This is a genomic window from Streptomyces violaceus (genome assembly GCF_036014075.1).
Lineage (GTDB): Bacteria > Actinomycetota > Actinomycetes > Streptomycetales > Streptomycetaceae > Streptomyces > Streptomyces violaceus.
In genome coordinates this window covers 7,146,826-7,169,616 of record NZ_CP107911.1, presented here as the reverse complement: position 1 = coordinate 7,169,616, position 22,791 = coordinate 7,146,826, and the positions used below count along the sequence as shown (strand labels likewise).

Here is a 22,791-nt window from a genome sequence, read left to right as displayed (position 1 = left end):
AGCGCGGGCCCCTACCTGCCGCCGAACAGCGAGCGGCGCAGTCGGCGCAACGGTGCGAAGAGCGAGACGCGGCGTACGCGCGCTCCCCTGCCACTGCGGTCGTGCGGCTGACGCGCGGTCAGTTCACGCATCAGCGAGGTCGCCTCGACCGTCTCCCGCTGCGGGACGGCAGGACCGCCCAGCACCGACAGATGGCGGTCGAGGCGCGAACTGGTCGCGCTGCTCCCGCAGGTGATCGCAGGGACCCTCGCCCTGCTGCGCACTGTTATCTGTTCCATGTCACTCCCCACCCGTACGAGTCCACCCGGCCCGGGCAGGTTAACCCTATCTCCCCGCCCGGGCACTCGTGTATCGCGGTCACAGGATTCACCTTCCCCATAAGGGGGTTGACGATGTATCTCCGATTACTCTCCGAATCCAACAGATTTCAGGGCGAGTTGGACGATGGGCTGGGTGGTGGGCTGCGGTGATCCGCCGGCGGGCTCGACGGTTACGGCCAGTGACGTCGCGGAGGAGCCGAGACTGGTCGCGACCAGGGGCGTGTCGCCTTTGAGGAGCCCCAGGGAGCGTGGTTGCGCGCCCGGGCGCATGAGCCACAGCTGGTGCACTCGGCCGCCCGGCGGGGTGCTGTATCCGCCGAGGGTGACCACCGCGCTCCCCTCCGTCGCGGAAGCGATCACTCCGATGGTTCGGCCCCGCCCGTCCCGGCCGCTGCTCGCACGGGCGTCCGGAGCCGCCAGAACGTGGGCGATCTCACGTGACCGGTCGCGCTCGGCGGTCAGTTCGTCCTGGGTCCGGTTCGCCTGGACGGCGAACAGCGAGGCGACGACGAGGGCCGCGGCGGCGGTGGCCGTGGCGAAGGGCACGAACAGCGGGATCCTGCGCCGCACCCGCTGTCTCGGCGGCGGCTGGGCGCCCCACACGTGCGGCGGCAGCTGCGTCGCACGCGCGCGTGCCGGCTCCTGGGGCACCGGGTCCTGCGGAGTCGTCCGTACGGCGGCCATGACGCGGTCGCGCAGGGCGGCCGGGGCCGGGGCGGCCGTGGACCAGGCGAGCCGGACGGCGTCCTCGGACAGAGCGCGCACCTCGGCGGCGCAGCGGTCGCAGTCCTTCATATGCCTCTCGAAGCGGACCCGCTCCGGGGGTTCCAGGGCGTCGAGCGCGTAGGGCGCGGCGAGCGAGTGCAGGTCCTCGCGGCGGAAGAGGCTCATGCCACACCTCCCAGGCACTCGCGCATCCGGGTCAGCCCGTCGCGCATGCGCGTCTTGACGGTGCCCAGCGGCAGGGAGAGCCGCTCGGCCACCTGACGGTAGGTGTAGCCCTCGTAGTAGGCGAGGGTGACGGACTGGCGCTGGAGCTCGGTGAGGCGGTCCAGGCAGCGGCGTACCCACTCGCGTTCGAGTCCCGCCTCGACCTCCTCGGTGACCTGGTCGAAGGCCGGGAAGTGGGCGCGCCAGGCCTCGCGCTGCTCGCGCTCCCCCGCCGCGCGGGCGCTGCGCACCCGGTCGACGGCACGGCGGTGGGCGAGGGTGAGGATCCAGGACAGCGCGCTTCCCCGGTCCGGGTCGAACTTCGCGGCGGACCGCCACAGTTCGAGCAGCACCTCCTGAGCCACCTCCTCCGACTGAGCCGGATCGCGCACCACACGCCGTACAAGACCGAACACCGGGCCGGACACCAGTCCGTACAGCTCCTCGAAGGCCTGGTGGTTCCCGCCCGCCACGAGCAGCAGCAGCTCGTCCGCCTCCACTCGTTCCCCCTCTCCGAGGCCGCATCGGGCCTGTCCCCTCACACGAGGTATTCGCAACGCACACACCTCCGGATGGGGTTACGGATCAACTCGCCGAAAACGCGGGTCTCCTGCGATGAAACAACATTCCAGTCGCGCCGTAAGAACGTTTGAGATTCGACCAATCCGCTCTGCCGACCGCTCCGAATGGTGTGTGTCAGGCAAGTTGGCACCGAGGACGGACGGCATGACACCTAGCTTCAGGACCGGCGCGGGGCGCCGGAGCATCGCGACTGTGATCTGTGCCGCGCTGGCCACCGGCGGGCTCACCGCCGCCGGTGTGACCGCGCTGGCCCCTGAGGAGGCCTCCGCCTCCAGTCACCGCGAGGCCCCGCTGATCTCGGGGACACCGCAGTACGACAACACCGACGTGTACGCGTTCGTCAGCCCGGACAAGCCGGACACGACGACCATCGTCGCGAACTGGATCCCGATGGAGGAACCCGCGGGCGGACCCAACTTCTTCACGTTCGCCGAGGACGCCGAGTACGACCTGCGCATCGACAGCAACGGTGACGCGCAGGAAGACCTGCTGTTCCGGTACACGTTCAAGACGCACACGAAGAACGACAAGACGTTCCTCTACAACACGGGTCCGGTCGAGAGCCTCGACGACCCCGACCTCAACATCACGCAGACGTACGACCTCGAGCTGATCAAGCTGCGCGATCTGAAGGCGGTGTCGAAGACCAAGGTCGCCGACGACGTGCCGGTGGCGCCGTCGAACGTCGGCAAGGCGTCGATGCCGGACTACAACACCCTGCGCAAGCAGGCGGTCCACAAGCTCGCGGGGGGCGCCCAGACGTTCGCCGGGCAGGCCGACGACCCGTTCTTCCTGGACCTGAGGGTCTTCGACCTGCTGTACGGCGGGAACCTGTCCGAGGTCGGCAACGACACGCTCAAGGGCTACAACGTCAACTCGATCGCCCTGCAGGTCCCCAACAGCTTCATCGCCGAGTCGCACGAACAGCCGATCGTCGGCATCTGGTCGACGACGCAGCGCGAGAACGCCAAGGGCTACTACGCGCAGGTCTCGCGCCTCGGCATGCCGCTGGTGAACGAGGTAGTCAACCCGCTGAAGGACAAGGACAAGTTCAACGCGTCCGCCCCGCGGGACGACGCGCAGTTCCTGGAGAACGTCACCAACCCGGAGCTGCCCAAGCTCATCGAGGGGATCTACAAGATCCCGGCGCCCGACGAGCCGCGCAACGACCTGGTCGACGTGTTCCTCAAGGGGGTCAAGGACCTCAACCAGCCGCCGCATGTGACGCCGTCGGAGCAGCTGCGGCTCAACACGTCCATCAAGCCGGCCGCCAAGCCCAAGCGGCTGGGTGTCCTGGACGGTGACAACGCGGGCTTCCCGAACGGACGACGGCTCACCGACGACGTGATCGACGCGTCGCTCCAGGTCGTCGAGGGTGAACTGCTGGGCGCCAAGAACGACCTCGGCGACGCGGTGAACGAGAACGACAAGAAGTTCGGCAAGTCCTTCCCGTACCTGGCCAACCCGACCGAGGGTTCGCGCGGCCCGCTCGCCAAGGGCGTGGACGGCGGCAACGACGTCCGCAGTCAGCTCGGCGACGCGCTGCAGCCGGCCGGCGCGCAGAACTCGGACGACATGCGCCTGATCGCCGCGTCCGCCGGGGCCGGCGCGGGCGGAATCGTCCTGATCGGCGCGGCCCTGATGTGGTGGCGCCGTATGCGGAACCGGGCGTACTGACCCGTTCCGCTCCCCCCGACTGGCGCGGCCCGTTCCCACCCATCCCCCACGGCACGGGCCGCGCCGTCTGCTCCCGCACCCGCACTTGCACAGCCGACTGAGGAGACCCATGCCTCCGCGTACGACGGACAGCGCACCGGAGAGGCGCGACGACGACCGTCCCCGCACGGACCACGAGCCGGCCGTCGAGCCGGAGGCTGATGCCACGGCCGGGCGTGCCGGGGAGGCCGGCGAGGCACAGGCCGATGAGGTACAGGCCGATGCGGAGCGCGGCCTGCCCGAGGGCGACAGCGCACCCTCCACCGGCGAGGACGTCGACCGGCGCGTGGCCGCGGTGCGGCGGACCGCTGACGGCGCGCGGCGCTGGCGGGCGGCTCATCTGGCCGGGTGCGCCGCGCTGCTGGCCGTCGCGCTCACCGGTGGGGCCATCGCCTTCGGGGGTGCGGGAAACGGCCGGGCAGGCGGCGACGCGGCCGCCGTGTCCGCGGCCGGGGCGTTGTCGCCGGGCGCGCTGGCCCGGGGGGACCTCGACTCCGGGATCGCGTCCCTGCAGAAGCATCTCCGTGCCCAGCCGAGGGACTTCGGCAGTTGGGCCACCCTCGGCATCGCCTACGTCGAGCAGGCCCGGACGAAGGGCGACCCCTCGCGCTACCCGCAGGCCGAGCGTGCGCTGAAGCGGTCCCTCGGGCTGAAGCCCGGCAACGACCCGGCCCTGGCCGGCCAGGGTGCCCTCGCCGCGGCCCGGCACGACTTCCCCGGCGCCCTGAAGTACGCCGACCGGGCCCTGAAGCAGAACCCCTACAACGAACGTGCCCTGTGCACCCGTATCGACGCCCTCGTCGAACTCGGCCGGTACGACGACGCCGAGAAGGCCGCCGACACCGCCGACGACAGGCGTCCCGGCGTGCCCGTCTTCACGCGGTACGCGTACGTGCGGGAGCTGCGCGGCGACGTCCGCACGGCGCGTGAGGTGCTGGAACGCGCCCTGGACTCCGCCGACTCACCCGCCGACATCGCGTACGTAGCCACCGCTCTCGGGCAACTCGCCTGGAACCAGGGCGACTACAAGGCCGCCCGCGACCACTATGCCCGCGCGCTCGCCGTCGACGACGCCTACCTGCCCGCCCTGGAGGGCCGCGCCCGCGCCGAGGCGGCGGACGGTGACCGCGCGGCCGCCGTGACGGGACTTGAGCAGGTCGTCGCCCGCTTCCCGCTGCCCGGCCCGCTCGTCGCCCTCGGCGAGCTGTACGAGGACCGCGGCGCCGACGGCGACCGGGCGAAGGCCGGCGACCAGTACGCCCTCGTCGACGCCTGGACGGCCCTGGCCCGCGCCGGCGGTGTCAACGCCGACCTCGACTCGGCCATGGCCGCCGCCGACCACGGCGACAGGAAGGAGGCCCTGCGCGCCGCCCGCGCCGAGTGGGACCGCCGCCACAGCGTGCACACCGCCGACGCCCTCGCCTGGGCCCTGCACGTCAACGGCCGCGACGAGGAGGCCCTGCCGTACGCCCGCCGGGCCACCGCCACCGGCTACCGCAACGCCGCCTTCCTGTTCCACCGCGGGATCATCGAACGCGCCACCGGCGACGAGCGCGAAGCCCGCGAGCACCTGAAGGCCGCGCTCGACCTGAACCCCGGCTTCTCACCCCTCGGCGCCCGCGAGGCCCGTACCGCGCTCAAGGACCTGGAGAAGAACCGGTGACCCTGCGCCGACTGTTCGCGTCCGGCGCCGCCGTCCTCACGGCCGCCTGCGCGCTCATTCTGCTGCCCGCCGCCACGGCGAGCGCCCACCCGCTGGGCAACTTCACCGTGAACCGCTACGACGGTCTCGTCGCCGCTCCCGGCGAACTCCGGGTCCAGCACGTCGAGGACCTCGCCGAGATCCCGGCGACCCAGGCGAAGCCGGACATCGAGCGGCTGGGCATCGCCCTGTGGGCCCGCGAGCGGTGCGCCACGGCCGCCGCGGACAGCAGGGTGACCGTCGACGGCCGCAGCGCCGCCCTCACCGCCGAGCGCAGCCGCGCCCGTGTGCGGCCCGGGCAGGCGGGGCTCGACACCCTCCGCGTGGAGTGCGAGCTGACCGCTCCCCTCCCGTCGGACAAGGAGAGTGTGTCCCTCGGCTTCCGCGGCGCGGGCGCCTCCTCCGGCCCGGGCTGGCGGGAGATCACGGCCCGTGGCGACCGTATGACGCTCACCGCGTCGGACGTACCCGAGAAGTCGATATCGGCCGAACTGACCAAATACCCCGAGGAGTTGCTCTCTTCTCCGGCCGACACCGCGTCCGCCGCCCTGCGGGTGCGCCCCGGCGGGGCGGCTCTGGCCGAGAAGGAGTCGGACGCCCCCGCCGCCTCCGTGCTGCCACGCGGCGCCGACCGCTGGACGCGTGCCCTGGACGACCTGGTCTCCCGGCACGACCTCACCGCGGGCTTCGCCGCGCTGGCTCTCGGCATCGCCGTCGTCCTCGGCGCGATGCACGCGCTCGCCCCTGGCCACGGCAAGACCATCATGGCCGCGACGGCGGCGGCCCGGGGCGGTGCGGCCCGGATGAAGGACGTCCTGCCCATGGCCGCCTCGGTGACGGTCACCCACACCCTGGGCGTGGTCGCCCTGGGCCTCCTGGTCACGGCCGGCTCGGCGGCGGCCCCTTCGGTGATCGCCTGGCTCGGCATCGCCAGCGGCCTGCTGGTGACCCTGGCGGGCGCGAGCCTGGTCCGCCGCGCGCTGCGCAGCCGCGCGCCTCACCCCCACCCCCACAAACATGATCACGATCACGACCACCGGCATGAGCACACCGGCCACGGCCACACGCACGACCACCATCACGATCACGCGAACGACGATCACCACCACCACGACCACAGCCACCCGCACGACCACGCCCACCCCCACTCCCATCCGCACACGGTCGTGCACACCCACGGCGGCTTCACCCACTCCCACGCCGTCGCCCCCACCCTCCGCGGCACGATCCTCATGGGCTTCGCGGGCGGACTCGTGCCCAGCCCGTCCGCCGTGGTGGTGCTCGTCGGCGCCGCGGCCCTCGGGCAGGCCTGGTTCGGTCTGCTGCTCGTCGTCGCGTACGGCGTCGGGCTGGCGCTCACCCTGACGGCCGCCGGGTACGCCGTCGTCAAGGCGGGCAGCGGGATGACGCGGCTCCTGGACCGGCGCCCCCGCTGGACGGCGGGCCCGATGGCGGCCCTGATTCGCCGCACCGCACCGCTCGGTTCGGCCTTCGCCGTGGTGGTACTCGGCGCCGGACTGGTGTTCAAGGGGGCGGCATCCGCACTCGGCTGAGCTACGTTCGTGAGAAAACAGGCGTCAGAGGGAAAACGGACGTCGTGAGGAAATCCGACCTCGTGGGGAAAAAAGACCTCGTGGAGATTTCGCCCGGCTGCGAATGGGGGCTCCGTGTCCGAAGAACCGGGCCATGAGCGTGTGATCGCGGGCCGCTACCGGCTCCTGGCGCCGCTGGGCGAGGGCGGCATGGGGACGGTGTGGCGCGCCCGCGACGAGGTGCTGCACCGCGAGGTCGCCGTCAAGGAGGTGCGCGCCCCGGCCGGGCTGGCCGGCGACGACGTGCAGCGGATGTACGCCCGGCTGGAGCGGGAGGCGTGGGCTGCGGCCCGGGTCGCCAGCGGGAACGTGGTGACGGTGTACGACGTGGCGACGGACGGCGGCCGGCCGTGGATCGTCATGGAGCTGGTCCGCGGGCTCTCACTGGCGGAGGTGCTGGAGGCCGAGGGCCCGATGCCCCCGCAGCGGGCCGCCCACATCGGCGCCGAGGTGCTGGCCGCGCTGCGGGTCGCGCACGAGGCCGGGGTGCTGCACCGGGACGTGAAGCCGGCCAACGTGCTGATCTCGAACGACGGCCGGATCGTGCTCACCGACTTCGGGATCGCCATGGTCGAGGGCAGCTCCGCGCTGACCATGACCGGGGAGGTCATCGGCTCGCCCGAGTTCCTCGCCCCGGAGCGGGCCCTCGGCCGCACGCCGGGTCCGGAGTCCGACCTGTGGTCGCTCGGGGTGCTGCTGTACGCGGCGGTCGAGGGCCACTCCCCCTTCCGTCACGACACGCCGCTGAGCACGCTGCGCGCGATCGTCGACGAGGAGCTGCCGCCGCCGTACCGGGCTGGGCCGCTCGCCCCGGTCATCGAGGGACTGCTGCGCAAGGATCCCGAGCAGCGGCTGCCGGCCGAGCGGGCCGAGCAGGACCTGCGGGTCATCGGCGCGGGCGGCGCGCCGCGCGCGGACACCACACGGGCGGTCCCGTTCCCGCCGGCGGCCGCGGCCCGCGCCGAGCCCGCCGCCACGCCCCCGATGCCCTTCCCGGGGCAGCCGATGCCCGCCGGCTCGGGTGGGACGACGACGGCCACTCGTCAGGATCGCGACCGCAGGACCGGCCGGGTGCTGGTCGCGGGCGTGGTCGCACTGGCCCTCGCGGTGGGCGGGCTGACGTACGCGCTGCTGAACCGTGGGGGCGGCGACGGCTCCGGGGACAACGACCGCGGGGCCGGGGCGAGTACGCCGGCCGAGACCGGCCCGAAGGAGAACACCGGGAGCGGAAAGTCGAGCCCCTCCCCGACGCCGAGCGAGAGCGAGACCGAGAAGAGCAGCCCGCCGCCGCAGTCGGTGCGGGTGGCTCTGGAGGGCAGGCGCACGGACTACTCGGGCCCGTGCCCGCCGCCGAACGCCGAGGCGCCGCAGTTCACGGCGACGTTCACGGTGGGCCGGCTGCCGGCCGAGGTGCGCTACCGCTGGGTGACGCAGGACGGCTCGGCGCTCGACGGAGGCTGGAAGACGCTGTCGTTCCCGGAAGGGGACGGGCGTACGAAGCAGGACGCGGTGACCGTGACGACGGACGCGGAGAGCGGGGCGTTCGAGAACGAGATCAGCGTCGAGGTGCGGGAGCCGGTGCGGACGACGTCCGAGGGGGTGCCGTTCTCCGTGACGTGCGAGACGGAGACCCCGACGGACGGGGCCTCCCCTTCTCCTTCGGGCACGGACACGGACACGGAGACCGACGAAGGCTCGGACTCGGACTCCGGGTGACCGGTCAGTCGTTGGCGTTGAGCACCGGCAGATAGCCGCCCGACTGGCCGGGGGCCTTCGGGTGGTAGGACTCGCCGATGTTGAGCCAGCTGACGCTGTGCAGCCAGGAGTCGCCGGAGCAGATCTCGTGGCCGGTGAAGGTTGTGCGTACGTCGCCGAAGGTGAAGCCGTGGTCGGCGGCGCGCTTGGCGATGGCGGTGTCGAGGTGGTCGGCGGCGTCGTTGATGGCCTTCCGCTTGGCTTCGGAGAGGCCGAGACAGGTGGTGCCGAGCTTGTAGAAGCGGGGGTAGCCGAGGACGACGACGCGTGCGTTGGGTGCCTTGGAGCGGATCGCCGAGTACACGCCGTCGAGTTTGCCGGGCAGCGTGGAGTCGACGTACGCCCGGGCGGTGTTGATGCGGGACAGGCAGGCGCTGTCGGACTGGGTCACACAGGTCGTCATGACGTCGGCGAATCCTGCGTCGTTGCCGCCGACGCTGAGGGAGACGAGGGCGGTGGCACTGCTGAGCGGGTCGAGCTGACCGGACAGAACATCACCCGTTCGGGCGCCCGAGCAGGCCGTGAAGTCGAACGTCGAGGGTGAGTGGGCGGCGGCCCAGAGGTAGGGGTAGGCCTTCGTGCTGCGCTTGCAGTCGCCGCTGGAACTGATGTAGCTGCCGGCGCCCACTCCGGAGGAGTAGGAGTCACCGAGCGCCACATAGCCGCCAGTTGCTGCGAGTGAGGACGCCTGCGCCGTCGCTGCCCCGGTGAGGGCGGTGCCTACGGCGAGGAGGAGCGAGCTCACGAGGACGACAAATCGGGAACGTCTCATGGAACCTCCCTTTAGCAGGATCTCTGCCATAACCGTCGTAGCAGCTACGCGTGTTGACAGGAAGTGTCCATGCCAAGTCTGTTGTTTTGTTGCGTGCTCATGACATATTTGTTGACTAGTGCTCAACTCTCTTGTTCTACGCCGGTAGATGGTCGACGCTTTACTCCGACCGGGAGCGGAACGCGACGCTCCCCGGCCGGGTGCGCGAGCACGCGCACCACCCCCACATGACGCGCGCCCCACCCAGGCGCGCGCCGCCTAGAGGAGGACTCCCTCGTAATGGCACAACTGCGTAGCAAGAGACTCGGACTCGCCGCGATCACCTTGTCGGCGACCGCCGTCCTCGTGGGCGGGTTCACCACCCTCCCCGCCCAGGCCGCTCCCGCCGAGGGCCGGGTGCTCGCCGCGGACTCCGCGACCGCGATCAAGGACAGCTACATCGTCACGCTCAAGAAGAGCGCGGGGCTGAAGGCGTCCTCGGCCGCGGGCAAGGGCCTGGTGAAGGAGTACGGCGGCACGGTCGAGAAGACCTTCGGCAAGGCGCTGAACGGCTACTCCGCCGCCCTCTCCGCCAACGAGGCCAAGCGGCTCGCCGCCGACCCCGCCGTGGCCGCGGTCGAGCAGAACCAGCGTGTGCAGCTCGCCGCCACCCAGACCAATGCTCCCTGGGGTCTGGACCGTATCGACCAGACCTCGCTCCCGCTCTCCGGCACCTACACCTACCCGGACAGCGCGGGCAGCGGCGTGACCGTCTATGTGATCGACACCGGTGTGCGCATCACGCACCAGCAGATCAGCGGCCGGGCCGCGCACGGTTACGACGCCGTCGACGGCGACAACAACGCCTCCGACGGCAACGGCCACGGCACCCACGTGGCCACCACCATCGCGGGCACGACCTACGGTGTCGCCAAGAAGGCGAAGATCGTGGGCGTGCGGGTGCTGAACAACAGCGGCTCCGGCACCACGGCCGGTGTGATCGCGGGCATCGACTGGGTGACGCGGAACCACTCCGGCCCCTCGGTAGCCAACATGTCGCTCGGCGGCGGCGCCTCGGCCTCGCTGGACGCGGCGGTCCGCAACTCCATAGCCGGCGGCGTCACGTACGCCGTCGCCGCGGGCAACAGCAGCACCACCGCCTCCTCGTCCTCCCCGGCCCGGGTCGCCGAGGCCATCACGGTCGGCGCCACCACCAACACCGACGCCAAGGCGAGCTACTCCAACTACGGCTCGGCCCTGGACATCTTCGCGCCCGGCTCGTCCATCACGGCCGGCTGGCACACCAGCGACACCGCGACCAACACCATCTCCGGCACCTCGATGGCGACCCCGCACGTCGCGGGCGCGGCGGCGGTCTACCTGGCGGGCCACACCTCCTCCACCCCGGCCCAGGTCGCCTCGGCCCTGGTCGCCGGCGCCGGCACCGGCAAGGTCACCAGCGCGGGTTCGGGCTCGCCGAACCGGCTGCTGAAGCTCGTGCCGTAACCCGCACGGACCCAAGCACCTGAAGAACCGTTCCCCGGAGGCTCGACCCGCCTCCGGGGAACGGCTGTTTCCGTGACCGGAACCTTTCAACTTGCGACTCATAAAACACAGTACGTAACGACCAAACCAACAAAAACGTGAGAGGCCGTTCCAGGTCTTGCCATACGGGTTCAATCGTCAATACCGTCATACATCTCACCCGCATCGGTCCGTCAGCAAGCGGCTCTAGGGGAGGGCTCAAGGACCGCGACGAACCGGCGCGGGGCGCGGTAGGGGGGTGCCGTGCTCGGTGACCGCACCATGTGACCGAGCCGTGCCGCGCGGTCGGCTGCCGTTTTTCGCTGCCGGCCAGCTTTGCCAGCTCACCCGGCGTGCCCGAAGCTCCATCTCGGCGTGCCACGGGTGAGAACCCCCCTTTCGAACCGGATTGGATCCGGACTGCCCTGGGGGGGCGGTCCACCGGACGAGAGGGACCAGACTCATGAGCTCAGTTCTGCAGCCGGCCGCGGCGGAGCAGTATCCGCCGACCGCCGGGAAGTACCGGCCCGTCTCCTCTCACCTGGCCATCGCGCCGCCGGTGAGCGTGGTGATCCCGGCCATGAACGAGGCGGAGAACCTTCCGTACGTCTTCAAGTCCCTGCCCGACTGGATACACGAAGTGGTCCTGGTCGACGGCAACTCCACCGACGACACCGTCCAGGTGGCCCGCGAGCTGTGGCCCGAGGTCAAGGTCGTCGAGCAGCGCGGCAAGGGCAAGGGCGACGCCCTGATCACCGGCTTCCAGGCCTGCACCGGCGACATCATCGTGATGGTCGACGCGGACGGCTCGGCCGACGGGGGCGAGATCCTGTCGTACGTCTCCGCCCTGGTCTCCGGCGCGGACTTCGCCAAGGGCTCCCGCTTCGCCAACGGCGGCGGCACCGACGACATGACCTTCATCCGCAAGCTCGGCAACTGGGCGCTGTGCACGGTCGTCAACCGCAAGTTCGGCGCCCGCTACACCGACCTGTGCTACGGATACAACGCGTTCTGGCGGCACTGCCTCGACAAGATCGACCTCGACTGCACCGGCTTCGAGGTCGAGACCCTGATGAACATCCGGGTCGTCAAGGCCGGGCTCAAGGTGCAGGAGATCCCGAGCCACGAGTACCTGCGCATCCACGGCACCAGCAACCTGCGGGCCGTGCGGGACGGGCTGCGTGTGCTGAGGGTGATCCTCCAGGAGCGCTCCAACCGCCGTGCGCTGCGCCGCCGTTCGCCCCAGTCGCCGATGCTGGACGCGATGCGGGGAGAGGTGTCTTGAGCGGTCCCGGCATCTCCGTCGTGATCTGCGCGTACACCGAGGACCGCTGGGAGGACATCCTCGCGGCGGTCTCCTCGGTGCGGGCGCAGTCACGGCCGGCCCTGGAGACGCTGCTGGTCGTCGACCACAACGAGACGCTCCGGGAGCGGTTGGCCCAGGAGTACAAGGAGTACAAGGAGACCTCCGACGGCGCTGTGGTGCGGGTGCTCGCCAACGCGGGCCCCCGCGGCCTGTCCGCGGGCCGCAACACCGGGATCGCGGCGGCACGCGGCGAGATCGTCGCCTTCCTCGACGACGACGCCGTGGCCGAGCGCGACTGGCTGCGGCACTTCGCCGAGGCGTACACCGACCCGCGGGTGATGGCGGTCGGCGGGCGCACGGTGCCGGTCTGGGCGTCGGGGCGGCGGCCGGACTGGTTCCCGGAGGAGTTCGACTGGGTGGTGGGCTGCACCTACCGGGGCCTGCCGCGCGGCCGGGTCCGGGTGCGCAACGTGCTCGGCGGCAACGCCTCGTTCCGCCGCACCGCCTTCGACGCGGCGGGCGGCTTCGCCACCGGCATCGGCAGGGACGGCGACAAACGCCCGCTGGGCTGCGAGGAGACGGAACTGTGCATCCGCCTCAGCCGCGCCCGGCCCGACGCGGTGCTGCTGATCGACGACCGGGCGGTGATCCACCACCGGGTGCCCGAGGTCCGCGAGCACTTCCGCTACTTCCGTACGCGCACCTACGCCGAGGGCCTGTCCAAGGCCCTGGTGGCCCGAAGTGTGGGCGCCGGGAAGGGACTCGAGTCGGAGCGCCGGTACACGTCCCGGGTGCTGCCGGCCGGGGTGGCCCGGGGCCTGCGGGACGCCCTGCTGGCCCGGCCGGGCGGTGCCGGGCGGGCGGGCGCGATCGTCGCCGGGGTGGTCACGGCTGCGGGCGGGTACGTGGTGGGGAGCGTGCGGGCCCGCCGGGGCGGGGCCACGTTCTCGGTCCCCGGGGTGGATACGGCGCAGCCGTCCGGGCCGGCGGAGGTGCGGGTCCGTGAGTGACGTACGCGTTCCGATCCTCATGTACCACGCGGTCGCGGCCGATCCGAACGACGCGACCCGCGCCCTGTCCGTGACCCCGGAGGCGTTCACCGAGCAGATGGCGGTGCTCGCGGACCGGGGTCTGACGCCGGTCACCACGGCCGGCCTCGCGGCGGGCTGGCGCTCCGGCCGCCCACTGCCCGAACGGCCGGTCCTCATCACGTTCGACGACGGCTACGAGGGCGTGCACCGGCACGCGCTGCCCGTGCTCGCCAAGCACGGCTTCCCGGCCACGCTGTTCGTCTCGACCGGATGGATCCAGGGGCCGTACGACACCGGCGGCGGCCTGGACACCATGCTGGACTGGGACCAGGTCCGCGAACTCGCCTCGGCGGGCGTCGAGATCGGCGGACACAGCCACAGCCACCCCCAGCTCGACCAGGTCTCGGATGCCACGCTGCGGTTCGAGTTGATCCACTGCAAGGAGATCGTCGCGGACCAACTGGGCACCGTTCCGGCCTCGTTCGCCTACCCCTACGGCTACTCCAGCCGCCGGGTCCGACAGGCGGTGCGCGAGACGGGGTACGCCCAGGCACTCGCCGTGGGCAACGGCCTCGCGCGCCGCGCGCAGGGGCCGTACGCCCTGCGGCGCGTGACGGTGCGCCGCGGCACCGGCACCGACGAGTTCGAGCGGGTGATCGAGGGCCGCGCGATCGCCCGTACGTTCGCCAGGGACCGTGCCCTGACCAAGGGGTACGCCCTGGTCCGCAGAACCCGGCAGGCACGCCGGCTGGTGTCCCGCTTCGGGGTCTGACCTGCGCAGGAGGAACCTGCCGCGTGCACAGGGAAACCGGGTGCACGCGGCGCCCCTGTGCCGGATCATGGCGGCATGTCTGGAAACCCGCACGAGGCGCTGCCGATCCGGCTCAACGTCGACGACTCCGACTCCCCGTCCGATGTCGTCGACGCGCTGTTCCTCGGCCGCTTCGCGACGGGCGAGCAGCCGTACTCCCACGCGGCGAACATCGACCGCGTACGGTCCGGGGCGACGCTGATGCCGTCCGGCGCCCGGGTGCTGCGCGTCGCCCGGGACGACGACCGCAGCGCCACGCTGGCGGAGGGCGACGGCTGGACGCTGCTGGTCTCCCGCTGGAACCGGGGGGCCGACGTCACGGTCACGGCGACCAGCGCGGAGCTGGCGCAGAAGGTCCTCGACCAGGCCACGGACGGCGCGGCGGACGAACCCGAACCGCAGCCGGAGAACGTCACGATGGGCTTCTGGTACGTCTCCCCGCGCCGCGGCCCGCACCGCACGACCCGCCAGATCGCGGCGGGCACCTGGGACGAGGTGCGGCCCAACTACACCGCGCCGGTGGCGGACGCCATGGACCGCCTGATGAAGACGACGCCGGAGGACATCGCGGGCCGGCTGCTCCTGCTGCACGGCCCGCCGGGCACCGGCAAGACGTCCGCGCTGCGCACCCTGGCCCGTTCCTGGCGGGACTGGTGCCAGGTGGACTGCGTCCTGGACCCCGAGCGGCTCTTCTCCGACGTCGGCTATCTCATGGACATCGCGATCGGCGAGGAGGACGCGACGGGCAAGGGCCGCTGGCGGCTGCTCCTGCTGGAGGACTGCGACGAGCTGATCCGCGGCGAGGCCAAGCACACGGCCGGCCAGGCGCTGTCGAGGCTGCTGAACCTGACGGACGGACTGCTCGGCCAGGGCCGCAACGTCCTGGTCGGTGTCACGACCAACGAGGATCTGGAGCGCCTGCACCCCGCCGTCGTCCGCCCCGGCCGCTGCCTCGCCCGGATCGAGGTGGGTCCGCTGACCCGGCGGGAGGCGGTGAGCTGGCTGGGCCACGAGGACGGCGTCGGCCGCGAGGGCGCGACCCTGGCCGAGCTGTACGCGCTGCGCCGGGGCACGTCCCCGACGGCCCTGCCGGAGCCGCGCGGGGACGCCGACGCGGGGCTCTATCTCTGACCCGGTCCTCCATCTCTGGGGGCCCGACGGGTGCCGGTGTTTTGATGGGTGTATGACCCTGTTCGTCGGCACGTCCGGGTGGCAGTACAAGGACTGGCGGGACGTCCTGTACCCGTCCGGGCTGCCGATGCGGCTCTGGCTGGAGGAGTACGCGGGGCACTTCGCCACCGTCGAGATCAACAACGCCTTCTACCGGCTGCCGGCGCGGGAGACCTTCGAGGACTGGCGGGGGCGGGTGCCCGGGGACTTCGTCGTCGCGGTCAAGGCGAGCCGCTATCTGACCCACATCAAGCGGCTCAAGGACCCCGAGGAGCCGGTGCACCGCCTGATGAGCCACGCGGCGGGCCTGGGCGACCGCCTCGGCCCGGTCCTGCTCCAGCTCCCGCCCAACCTGCGCGCCGACCCGGGCCTCCTGGAAGCCTGCCTCGCCTGCTTCCCCGCCTCGACCCGGGTCGCGGTGGAGCCCCGCCACGACTCCTGGTGGACACCGGAGGTCCGCGCGGTCCTGAGGGCCCGGGGCGCCGCCCTGTGCTGGGCCGACGTCCTGGCCCGTCCCGCGACGCCGCTGTGGCGCACCACCGACTGGGGTTACGTCCGCTTCCACCAGGGCCGCGCCCGCCCCTGGCCCCGCTACGGCCGGCGCTCCCTGGCCACCTGGCTCGACCGCATCGCCACGACCTGGTCCGACGGCGAGGACGTCTACGCGTACTTCAACAACGACCCGGGGGGCGCGGCGGTGGCGGACGCGAGGACGTTCGCGCGGGTGGGGAGGTCGGCGGGCCTGGAGATCACACGGACACCTGAGCGTCTGGTGCAGGCCGGCTGAGCCGGACACTCCTCTCCGCCGCGACGTCGCTCGCCACGACGGTGTGCGGCGGAAGGCCGTACGTCGGCTGCGGCGCCGTTGTGACCGGTCGCGCAGTTCCCCGCGCCCCTAGGGCGTCGCCCTAGGGGCGCGGGGAACTGCGCGAACAACCCCCACCGACCCGCACCCGGACGACAGCCGTACGCTCCCGCACAAACGCGACCCGGCGGTGCCGATCCCTCGGGGCGACGCCCTCAAGGGGCGCGGGGAACTGCGCGAACAACCCCCACCGGCCCGCACCCGGACGACAGCCGTGCGCTCACAAACGCGATCCGGCGGTGCCGATCCCTGCCCGGCCGACAGCCCAACCCGACCAGCAGCCCGACGCCCTACTCCCCGTAAGCCGCCCGCAGGGCATCCCGTACCGCCGCCAGCGCATCGGCCTCCGTGAGCCCGAGCCGCCGGGCCCGCTCCACATAGGCCTGCGCCGCGGTCGCCAGCTCCCGGTCCGCTGCCGAGCCGGCGGCGGCCACGAAGGTGCCGTTGCGCCCCCGCGTCTCGATCACGCCGTCCGCCTCCAGCGCCCGGTACGCCTTGGCGACCGTGTTCGCGGCCAGCCCCAGCGACTCGGCCAGCCCCCGCACGGTCGGCAGCCGGTAGCCCACCGGCAGCGCCCCCGACCGGGCCTGCTCGGAGATCCGCGCCCGCACCTGCTCGTACGGCGGAGCGCTGTCATCGATGTCGATCTTCAACGTCACAGGCCGATTGTCCCGTACCCGACGGAAAATAAGAGGCACCCGGGGTGCGCCCCCGCGTAACGTCCGCCTCCATGACCATGATCGTGCGCGACCTGCGACCCGACGTCCGAGCCGATGCCGAGGGGTTCTCCGACACCCGTAGCCTCGCCCTTCCCTACATGTTGACCAGCCCCGAGTCCGTGGTGCACACCCTGACGCACGCCCATCCGGACGCCCGCTTCGGACAGCTCGTCGCCGAGGAGGACGGCGAGATCATCGGCACGGCCCAGATCAGCGTCGCCCACGACAGCCCGGAACCCGGCCAGGGCTCCGCCAACATCTACGTACGCCCCGACCGCAGACACCGCGGCGCCGGTTCGCTCCTGCTGCGCACCGCCGAGGAACGCCTGGCCGCACTGGGCGTCAGGAAGCTGTTCGCCTGGGTGCTGGACGAGCCGGAGAACCTCGCCTTCGCCGAGCGGAACGGCTTCCGGGCCAGCCGCTCCGCCTACTTCCTGCGCCTGGACCTGGCTGCCGGCCTGCCACCCCGCCAGGAGCCGCCGGCGGGCGTCGAGCTGCGTACGGCCGCCGACTTCGCGGACGACCCGCGCCCCATGTTCGAGCTGGACGCGGAGACGTCGTCGGACGAACCGAGCGACATCGACGTCGAGTTCACGGACTACGAGGCCTGGATCGAGGAGAACTGGAAGCACCCGCTCCTCGATCGCGAGCTGACCACGGTCGCGATGGTCGACGGCAGCCCCGCGGCCTTCAGCGTGGCGTACACCGACGGCGGCACCCGCTACGCCACCGCCATGACCGGCACCGCCCGCGCCTTCCGCGGCCGGGGCCTGGCCAAGCTCGCCAAGAACGACTCCCTGCACCGCGCCCGCGCCGCGGGGTACACGGAGGCGTTCACCGGCAACGACACCGGGAACGAGCCGATGATCGCCATCAACAAGTGGTTCGGCTACGAGATCTGTGCGAAGGAAGTGCGCCATGTCCGAGAACTCGGCTGACCGGCCCCGCGAGGTGGACGTCGTCCTCGTCAAGGCGGGCCGTACGAAGATCCGTTACACCGGCGAGCTGCTGACGGACGACGGCACCCGCGTCGCGGTCCGCGCCCCGTGGGCGGGCAGCGGCGTACGCGACTTCGGGTTCGTCCGCTTCGAGCCCGGGGACGTCTTCACGGAGTACTACTGGCGTGACCGCTGGTACGCGGTGAAGGAGGTCCGCTCCGCCACGGGCACGCTGAAGGGCTGGTACTGCGACATCACCCGCCCGGCCCGGCGCTCCGGCCCGGAGCTGGTCGTCGAGGACCTCGACCTGGACCTGTGGCGCTCCGCCGACGGCACGGACGTACGCCGCCTGGACGAGGACGAGTTCGCCGACAGCGGCCTGTCCGAGACGGACCCCGAGGCCGCGGCCGCCGCCCTGGCCGCGCTCGACGAACTGGAGGCGCTGGCCCGCGGCGGCGGCTTCGCCGCGCTCCTGGCCTGAGCCCTCCCCGTCCCCCGCTTCAGCCCGTCACCACGACCACCGCGTACCGCTCGTCCGCCACCTCCCCGCCCCACAGCAGCGGATCGTCCGACAGCCGCTCCACACGCGCCTGCCCGGCGACCGGGGCGAGGAGGGCGGTGAGCCGCTCCACCGGTATACCGACCGGGGCGACCGTCCCCCACACGCCCTCGACCAGCACGAGCCTCCCGGCCTCAGCAGCCCGGCCCAGTGCCGAGGGCGCGGCCGGGGTCGGGCAGGGCCCACAGGACATGCCGGACGAGCACGGCGTCGAAGCGCTGCTCCCCGATCGGCGGGGCCGCGCCGTCGCCGACGAGGAACACCGCGTCGCGCCCGGCCAGTTTCTCCCGGGCGAGTGTCACCATCGCCGGGGAAAGATCCACGCCCGTCACCCGGTGTCCCTGCTCGGACGCGAGGAGCGACAGGCTGCCGGTACCGCAGCCGAGATCGAGAACGTCACCCGCGCGCCCGGGCAGCCAGCCGCGCAGCCGCCCGTCCCAGGCGCGGCACACCCCGGGGGCGCGCAGCCCGTGGTCCGGCTCCTCGTCGAAGGAGGCGGCCCGCTCGTCCCAGTCCACGTCGGGGCGGGCGGTGTTCGCCGAGGTCACGGGTTCACCGTCGTTCGCCATGCGCCCAAGAGTGACACCCGCCACTGACAGCCGAATGGTGACAGACGCCACAGACAGACCGGGAGCGATGAGGAACTCTCCCCCGAAAGGTCTACCTCCGTGAGAACGCGGAACCCGGTAGCCCCTAAGGAGGCAGCCATGCGCCGTGTGACCGTGCAGAAGCCCCTGAAGAAGTCGGACGTCCGCAGGGTCCGCGAGGAGGCCGAGGAGTGCCCTGGCGGGCGCCCGGAGGTCCGCAAGGACGTCGCACGCACGTGGTGGCCGGACAGCTGACCGGCCGGTGCCGATCATGAGACGGGTTCAGAGCAGCCGCTTGCGGTAGTGGACACGGTCGTAGGGCCCGTCCACACGGCGCTCCACCAGCTCGTAGCCGTACCTCGGGTAGATCTTCTGGTTCTCCCACATCATCGCGTTCGTGTAGAGCCTGACCTCGGACAGGCCCAGCGCACGCGCGCGTGCCTCGACGAACCGAAGCAGCCGTCGCCCCACTCCCCTGCCGTGCGCGGTGGGGTGGACGGCGATGATGTCGAGGAAGAGATGGTCCTCGAAGGCCTCGACCACGACGAGGCCGGTCACGGGCTCACCCGTCACGAACACCTTCCCCGCGGCCACGTTCGCCGCGTGGTCCTCCTCCATGGGCTGCGGCACCCGGCCGATGCGCTCGACGTAGGGGCGGAAGGCCTCGTCGATCACGCCCTCGACGGCCGGTACGTCGGCGGCTCCGGCCGGCCGGATCTCCTCGTCTGCCATGCCGCGACGGTACCTACCTGATGCCAGTCTGAGCACTCCCTTAACGCGGCCATAAGGATCTCCTCCACCCGTCCTCAGCAGGCGATTTCGCGGTTCTCCGGGGCTAGCTTCGGATCACCCCACGGGATCCGGCCCACCCGGGCCCGGCCCTGTCCCATGAAACCGTTTCGAGGAGTTCCCGCATGCCCGCACGCCGCGTCGCAGCCACCGTCGCCGCCCTCGGCAGCCTTCCGCTCGCCCTGACCGCCACGCCGGCGGCCGCGCACGGCTCCATGGGCGACCCGGTCAGCCGGGTCTCGCAGTGCTACGCCGAGGGCCCCGAGAGCCCGAAGTCGGCCGCGTGCAAGGCAGCGGTCGCTGCGGGCGGCACGCAGGCCCTCTACGACTGGAACGGCATCCGCATCGGCGACGCGGGCGGACGGCACCGGCGGCTCATCCCGGACGGCAAGCTGTGCAGCGCGAACAACGCGCAGTTCAAGGGGCTCGACCTGGCCCGCGCCGACTGGCCCGCGACCGGCGTGCGCAGCGGCTCGCACACCTTCAAGTACCGCGTGACGGCGCCCCACAAGGGCACCTTCAAGGTGTACCTCACCAAGTCCGGCTACGACCCGGCCAAGCCGCTGGCCTGGAGCGACCTGGATCTGAAGAACCCGGTGGCGACGTCCACCGACCCGGCCGCCAGGGGCGGTTTCTACACCTTCTCCGGCACCCTGCCCGAGCGTTCGGGCAGACATCTGCTGTACGCGGTCTGGCAACGGTCGGACAGTCCGGAGGCGTTCTACTCCTGCTCGGACGTCACCTTCGGAGGCGGCGACAGCGCGGCAGGCGGCACCGCCCCGGCCCCGACGGCCTCCGCTCCCACCAAGGAGCAGATCGACGCGGGCAACGACAAGTCGACGATCGAGCACCACGGGCACGGCGACAACGACCCCAGCACCTCGGCGGAGCCGGCCGGTGCCCCGCAGAGCACCGCACGGAACCGGCCCGAGGCGGCCGAAGTCGCTCCCAACCAGCCGAAGGCGGCCGGTGCCGCCGAGAACCTCGCCGAGACGGGCGGCGACAGCAGCACGACGTACCTCGCGATCGGCGGCGCCGCCGCGCTGGCGCTCGGCTCGTCGGCCCTGTTCCTGTCGGCCCGGCGCCGGGCGGTGAGCGGCGGCCGCCACGGCCGCTGACCAGCATCCGCCCCCTGACTCGGGGCCTGTCCGGCGGCTCAGGCCGGACAGGCCCCGAAACGTTTCCCCTACACGTGTCAGTCGAACGCCGACGCACAGGTGGTGGGCCTGGCACGCCCCGGATCAAGGGCGTTGGCCACCTCGTGGAAGGCGATCCGGTCGAACAGCCCGATGGCCACATGCTCGGACAGATCGACGGGGCACAGGTCCTGGAGCAGGACGTTGCGCACGTCCGGCCCGCTCAGGTACTGGCTGCGCCACGGCGTGACCACCTCGTCGTACTTGGTGGCGATGACGGTGTAGCGCACGCCGGGCACGGTGTCGCCGCCGGCGTTCAGCCGCTTGAGGAAGTCGGAGCCGGCGGCCTGGTCGGCGAGGGCGGGGGTGTTCTTCGCCAACAGGTCCGCGGCGCCCGGGAAGTAGGGCAGCAGGTTGGCGAAGCCGTTCAGGGTGGTGCCGTGATTGCTGGGCGCGATGCCTACCAGGGCGTTCACCTGGGCGGCACCGCCGAGGAACCGCAGGTAGTAGCGGGGCATCATGCCGCCCTGCGAGTGTCCGACGACGTCGGTCTCGGCGGCGCCGGTCGCGGCGAGCACCTTGCCGACGAAGTCCTTCAGCTGTCCGGCGGACTTCTCGACGGGTCCGAGGCCGTGGAAGAAGGGGACGCCCTCGAGTTGGCCGTAGTCGAGGGAGAAGACGCAGTAGCCGCGGACCTTCAGATAGGGGGCGAGGCCGAGCCAGTTGTCGACGGAGTTCCCGAGGGTGCCGTGGACCAGGACGACGGGGCGGGGATGGGCGGCGGACGGCTTGCAGGAGTAGTCGTTCCAGCCGGCGCTCGGGGCGGCGGCCGCCTGTGCGGTGGTGGCGGGGACGGTGACGGCCGCGGCGGTCAGCAGCAGCGCGGCCAGGGGTCTGAGCACTCGTTTCCAGGGCAGCATCGAGTGATCTCCTTGCGGGTCAAGGGAGGTGCGACGGCACGACGCCCTGTGATCCGGATCACGAGGATGCTGTTCACTCGTCAAGTTACGAGCGAGTAGTCAAACTGGGAAGTTACGTGTCAGTAAAAACTTCCAGCGATAACCGACGCCGGCCGGCCCGCCTGACCCTTCCTCACCAGGCAGGCCGCAGAGGACCTCGCGGCGCGATCCGCGACAACTGCTCCCGCAGCACCCGCGCCTCCCCCTCCCCCAGGACCGCACCCCACTCCCGCACCGCCTCCGCAGCCGCCTCCTCGGCCGCCCGCGTGCAGGCCCATCCCCGCGCGGTGAGCACGATCAGCCGCGCCCGCGCGTCCTCGGGGTGCCCCCGCCGCTCGGCGTATCCCTTGCGCACCATCTCGTCGACGAGCTGGCTCGCGGCCTGCTTGGTCACCCCGAGATGGACGGCGAGGTCGGTGACCGTCGCGCCGTCCGGAGCGAGCCGGGCGAAGGCGAAGCCGTGCGCGGGCCGCACCCCCTCGAAGCCGCGCGCGACCACGCCCTCGTGGATGCGCTGCGTGAGCCCGCCGGCGGTGGCGAGCAGGGCGGCGGACAGGGCCATGGCCTCGGAGTTCTGCACGCATGCATTGAAACACCCTTGACGTGACGGTCAAGCAGCTTGACCATATAGTCAAGTTGCTTGACCAACTAGTCGACCGGAGGCAGCCATGCCCGTCATCCGCCCCTCGGAAGCCGTCACGCACGAGATCCACGGCACCCGTTTCGTCTCGTACGCCACACCGCTGAGCGGGAGCAAGGAACTGTGCGCCTGGCGCGGTGAGATTCCCGCCGGTCTCAAGGCTCCCGCACACACGGTCAGCCGGGAGGAGATCTTCCATCTGCTCGACGGCGAGCTGCTGATCACCCTCGACGGCCGCACCGACCGGATCACGGCGGGCGACACGGTGATCATCAACCCCGGCGCCACCCTGACCGTCGAGAACCCCACCGACCGGACCGCGTACTCCTGGGTCACCACCTCCATCGGTCTGGAGGCCCGCCTGGCCGACGGCACCCGCATCGCGCCGCCGTGGGCCAACTGACGTCAC

General features: G+C 71.8%; 23 protein-coding genes and 1 pseudogene. 15 read left to right on the top strand and 9 right to left on the bottom strand.

The features are described from left to right. Nucleotides 1-11: 11 nt before the first annotated feature. From OG542_RS32260 to OG542_RS32250, 3 genes are all read right to left on the bottom strand, one after another. Nucleotides 12-278, bottom strand: a complete 267-nt coding sequence (locus OG542_RS32260; protein WP_184562045.1) for a hypothetical protein — start codon at nucleotides 276-278, stop codon at nucleotides 12-14. Between the two features lie 126 nt (nucleotides 279-404). Further along, entirely contained in the window at nucleotides 405-1,211 is an 807-nt protein-coding gene (locus tag OG542_RS32255) for an anti-sigma factor (RefSeq protein WP_328415437.1), read from the bottom strand. After that, nucleotides 1,208-1,750, bottom strand: coding sequence for a sigma-70 family RNA polymerase sigma factor (locus OG542_RS32250; protein WP_328415435.1), 543 nt, complete (start codon nucleotides 1,748-1,750; stop codon nucleotides 1,208-1,210). Before OG542_RS32250 ends, OG542_RS32255 begins: the two co-directional genes overlap by 4 nt. A 226-nt stretch (nucleotides 1,751-1,976) precedes the next feature. Here OG542_RS32250 and OG542_RS32245 point away from each other — a divergent pair, with 226 nt between their 5' ends. From OG542_RS32245 to OG542_RS32230, 4 genes are all read left to right on the top strand, one after another. Continuing rightward, the gene (locus OG542_RS32245) at nucleotides 1,977-3,509 is read left to right on the top strand and encodes a DUF4331 domain-containing protein (RefSeq protein ID WP_328415433.1); all 1,533 of its coding nucleotides are present in this window, start codon (nucleotides 1,977-1,979) and stop codon (nucleotides 3,507-3,509) included. Nucleotides 3,510-3,618: 109 nt separating this feature from the next. After that, nucleotides 3,619-5,211, top strand: coding sequence for a tetratricopeptide repeat protein (locus OG542_RS32240; RefSeq protein ID WP_328415431.1), 1,593 nt, complete (start codon nucleotides 3,619-3,621; stop codon nucleotides 5,209-5,211). Further along, complete coding sequence (locus OG542_RS32235) at nucleotides 5,208-6,803, top strand: HoxN/HupN/NixA family nickel/cobalt transporter (RefSeq protein ID WP_328415430.1); 1,596 nt, start codon at nucleotides 5,208-5,210, stop codon at nucleotides 6,801-6,803. Before OG542_RS32240 ends, OG542_RS32235 begins: the two co-directional genes overlap by 4 nt. Before the next feature lie 114 nt (nucleotides 6,804-6,917). Beyond that, on the top strand, nucleotides 6,918-8,558 hold the full coding sequence (locus OG542_RS32230) for a serine/threonine-protein kinase (protein WP_328415429.1): 1,641 nt from the start codon (nucleotides 6,918-6,920) through the stop codon (nucleotides 8,556-8,558). Nucleotides 8,559-8,562: 4 nt separating this feature from the next. On the opposite strand, the gene OG542_RS32225 is transcribed toward OG542_RS32230, so the two are convergent. After that, nucleotides 8,563-9,369, bottom strand: coding sequence for an SGNH/GDSL hydrolase family protein (locus OG542_RS32225; RefSeq protein ID WP_328415427.1), 807 nt, complete (start codon nucleotides 9,367-9,369; stop codon nucleotides 8,563-8,565). A 279-nt stretch (nucleotides 9,370-9,648) separates the two neighbouring features. Here OG542_RS32225 and OG542_RS32220 point away from each other — a divergent pair, with 279 nt between their 5' ends. The 6 genes from OG542_RS32220 (at nucleotide 9,649) to OG542_RS32195 (ending at nucleotide 15,977) form a co-directional block, all read left to right on the top strand. Continuing rightward, the gene (locus OG542_RS32220) at nucleotides 9,649-10,854 is read left to right on the top strand and encodes a S8 family peptidase (RefSeq protein ID WP_328415425.1); all 1,206 of its coding nucleotides are present in this window, start codon (nucleotides 9,649-9,651) and stop codon (nucleotides 10,852-10,854) included. Nucleotides 10,855-11,335: 481 nt separating this feature from the next. Next, nucleotides 11,336-12,157, top strand: a complete 822-nt coding sequence (locus OG542_RS32215) for a glycosyltransferase family 2 protein (protein WP_193480399.1) — start codon at nucleotides 11,336-11,338, stop codon at nucleotides 12,155-12,157. Next, nucleotides 12,154-13,188 carry a glycosyltransferase family 2 protein gene (locus OG542_RS32210; RefSeq protein WP_328415423.1) on the top strand — a complete coding sequence of 345 codons (1,035 nt, stop codon included), beginning with the start codon at nucleotides 12,154-12,156 and terminating at the stop codon, nucleotides 13,186-13,188. The genes OG542_RS32215 and OG542_RS32210 overlap by 4 nt, the downstream gene beginning before the upstream one ends. Further along, nucleotides 13,181-13,981 (top strand): polysaccharide deacetylase family protein, encoded by an 801-nt coding sequence (locus OG542_RS32205; RefSeq protein WP_408057805.1) that lies wholly within the window; start codon nucleotides 13,181-13,183, stop codon nucleotides 13,979-13,981. The genes OG542_RS32210 and OG542_RS32205 overlap by 8 nt, the downstream gene beginning before the upstream one ends. Nucleotides 13,982-14,056: 75 nt before the next feature. Then, nucleotides 14,057-15,151 (top strand): DUF5925 domain-containing protein, encoded by a 1,095-nt coding sequence (locus OG542_RS32200; RefSeq protein WP_311124867.1) that lies wholly within the window; start codon nucleotides 14,057-14,059, stop codon nucleotides 15,149-15,151. A gap of 52 nt (nucleotides 15,152-15,203) precedes the next feature. Next, nucleotides 15,204-15,977 (top strand): DUF72 domain-containing protein, encoded by a 774-nt coding sequence (locus OG542_RS32195; protein WP_328415419.1) that lies wholly within the window; start codon nucleotides 15,204-15,206, stop codon nucleotides 15,975-15,977. A gap of 368 nt (nucleotides 15,978-16,345) precedes the next feature. Here the strand turns inward: OG542_RS32195 and OG542_RS32190 are convergent, their stop codons facing one another. Continuing rightward, complete coding sequence (locus tag OG542_RS32190) at nucleotides 16,346-16,714, bottom strand: GntR family transcriptional regulator (protein WP_184597596.1); 369 nt, start codon at nucleotides 16,712-16,714, stop codon at nucleotides 16,346-16,348. A 71-nt stretch (nucleotides 16,715-16,785) separates the two neighbouring features. Between OG542_RS32190 and OG542_RS32185 the strand changes: the two genes are divergently transcribed. Both OG542_RS32185 and OG542_RS32180 read left to right on the top strand, forming a co-directional pair. Next, entirely contained in the window at nucleotides 16,786-17,712 is a 927-nt protein-coding gene (locus tag OG542_RS32185) for a GNAT family N-acetyltransferase (protein ID WP_328415416.1), read from the top strand. After that, nucleotides 17,693-18,193: a DUF402 domain-containing protein gene (locus tag OG542_RS32180; RefSeq protein ID WP_328415414.1), complete on the top strand. Its 501-nt coding sequence runs from the start codon at nucleotides 17,693-17,695 to the stop codon at nucleotides 18,191-18,193. The genes OG542_RS32185 and OG542_RS32180 overlap by 20 nt, the downstream gene beginning before the upstream one ends. A 19-nt stretch (nucleotides 18,194-18,212) precedes the next feature. Here the strand turns inward: OG542_RS32180 and OG542_RS32175 are convergent. Continuing rightward, nucleotides 18,213-18,840: pseudogene (locus OG542_RS32175) on the bottom strand (class I SAM-dependent methyltransferase). 138 nt (nucleotides 18,841-18,978) lie between these two features. On the opposite strand from OG542_RS32175, the gene OG542_RS32170 reads away from it, so the two are divergent. Continuing rightward, nucleotides 18,979-19,113 carry a hypothetical protein gene (locus tag OG542_RS32170; RefSeq protein ID WP_261682013.1) on the top strand — a complete coding sequence of 45 codons (135 nt, stop codon included), beginning with the start codon at nucleotides 18,979-18,981 and terminating at the stop codon, nucleotides 19,111-19,113. 27 nt (nucleotides 19,114-19,140) lie between these two features. Here OG542_RS32170 and OG542_RS32165 read toward each other — a convergent pair whose 3' ends face one another. Beyond that, complete coding sequence (locus OG542_RS32165; protein ID WP_328415412.1) at nucleotides 19,141-19,590, bottom strand: GNAT family N-acetyltransferase; 450 nt, start codon at nucleotides 19,588-19,590, stop codon at nucleotides 19,141-19,143. 182 nt (nucleotides 19,591-19,772) lie between these two features. Between OG542_RS32165 and OG542_RS32160 the strand changes: the two genes are divergently transcribed. Beyond that, nucleotides 19,773-20,765: a lytic polysaccharide monooxygenase auxiliary activity family 9 protein gene (locus OG542_RS32160; RefSeq protein WP_328415410.1), complete on the top strand. Its 993-nt coding sequence runs from the start codon at nucleotides 19,773-19,775 to the stop codon at nucleotides 20,763-20,765. A 77-nt stretch (nucleotides 20,766-20,842) separates the two neighbouring features. Here the strand turns inward: OG542_RS32160 and OG542_RS32155 are convergent, their stop codons facing one another. Together OG542_RS32155 and OG542_RS32150 are read right to left on the bottom strand one after the other, a co-directional pair. After that, nucleotides 20,843-21,703, bottom strand: a complete 861-nt coding sequence (locus OG542_RS32155) for an esterase/lipase family protein (RefSeq protein ID WP_328415408.1) — start codon at nucleotides 21,701-21,703, stop codon at nucleotides 20,843-20,845. Between the two features lie 172 nt (nucleotides 21,704-21,875). After that, complete coding sequence (locus tag OG542_RS32150; protein ID WP_328415406.1) at nucleotides 21,876-22,322, bottom strand: MarR family winged helix-turn-helix transcriptional regulator; 447 nt, start codon at nucleotides 22,320-22,322, stop codon at nucleotides 21,876-21,878. Nucleotides 22,323-22,410: 88 nt separating this feature from the next. Here OG542_RS32150 and OG542_RS32145 point away from each other — a divergent pair, with 88 nt between their 5' ends. After that, the gene (locus tag OG542_RS32145; protein WP_328415404.1) at nucleotides 22,411-22,785 is read left to right on the top strand and encodes a cupin domain-containing protein; all 375 of its coding nucleotides are present in this window, start codon (nucleotides 22,411-22,413) and stop codon (nucleotides 22,783-22,785) included. The last annotated feature ends 6 nt before the right edge of the window (nucleotides 22,786-22,791 follow it).

Coding starts and splice junctions, on each gene's coding strand:
- OG542_RS32220 (WP_328415425.1), top strand. CDS start 9,649: ATGGCACAACTGCGTAGCAAGAGACTCGGACTCGCCGCGATCACCTTG.
- OG542_RS32215 (WP_193480399.1), top strand. CDS start 11,336: ATGAGCTCAGTTCTGCAGCCGGCCGCGGCGGAGCAGTATCCGCCGACC.
- OG542_RS32165 (WP_328415412.1), bottom strand. CDS start 19,590: ATGGCAGACGAGGAGATCCGGCCGGCCGGAGCCGCCGACGTACCGGCC.
- OG542_RS32260 (WP_184562045.1), bottom strand. CDS start 278: ATGGAACAGATAACAGTGCGCAGCAGGGCGAGGGTCCCTGCGATCACC.
- OG542_RS32145 (WP_328415404.1), top strand. CDS start 22,411: ATGCCCGTCATCCGCCCCTCGGAAGCCGTCACGCACGAGATCCACGGC.
- OG542_RS32160 (WP_328415410.1), top strand. CDS start 19,773: ATGCCCGCACGCCGCGTCGCAGCCACCGTCGCCGCCCTCGGCAGCCTT.
- OG542_RS32155 (WP_328415408.1), bottom strand. CDS start 21,703: ATGCTGCCCTGGAAACGAGTGCTCAGACCCCTGGCCGCGCTGCTGCTG.
- OG542_RS32200 (WP_311124867.1), top strand. CDS start 14,057: ATGTCTGGAAACCCGCACGAGGCGCTGCCGATCCGGCTCAACGTCGAC.
- OG542_RS32225 (WP_328415427.1), bottom strand. CDS start 9,369: ATGAGACGTTCCCGATTTGTCGTCCTCGTGAGCTCGCTCCTCCTCGCC.
- OG542_RS32255 (WP_328415437.1), bottom strand. CDS start 1,211: ATGAGCCTCTTCCGCCGCGAGGACCTGCACTCGCTCGCCGCGCCCTAC.
- OG542_RS32195 (WP_328415419.1), top strand. CDS start 15,204: ATGACCCTGTTCGTCGGCACGTCCGGGTGGCAGTACAAGGACTGGCGG.
- OG542_RS32180 (WP_328415414.1), top strand. CDS start 17,693: ATGTCCGAGAACTCGGCTGACCGGCCCCGCGAGGTGGACGTCGTCCTC.
- OG542_RS32245 (WP_328415433.1), top strand. CDS start 1,977: ATGACACCTAGCTTCAGGACCGGCGCGGGGCGCCGGAGCATCGCGACT.
- OG542_RS32240 (WP_328415431.1), top strand. CDS start 3,619: ATGCCTCCGCGTACGACGGACAGCGCACCGGAGAGGCGCGACGACGAC.
- OG542_RS32185 (WP_328415416.1), top strand. CDS start 16,786: ATGACCATGATCGTGCGCGACCTGCGACCCGACGTCCGAGCCGATGCC.
- OG542_RS32170 (WP_261682013.1), top strand. CDS start 18,979: ATGCGCCGTGTGACCGTGCAGAAGCCCCTGAAGAAGTCGGACGTCCGC.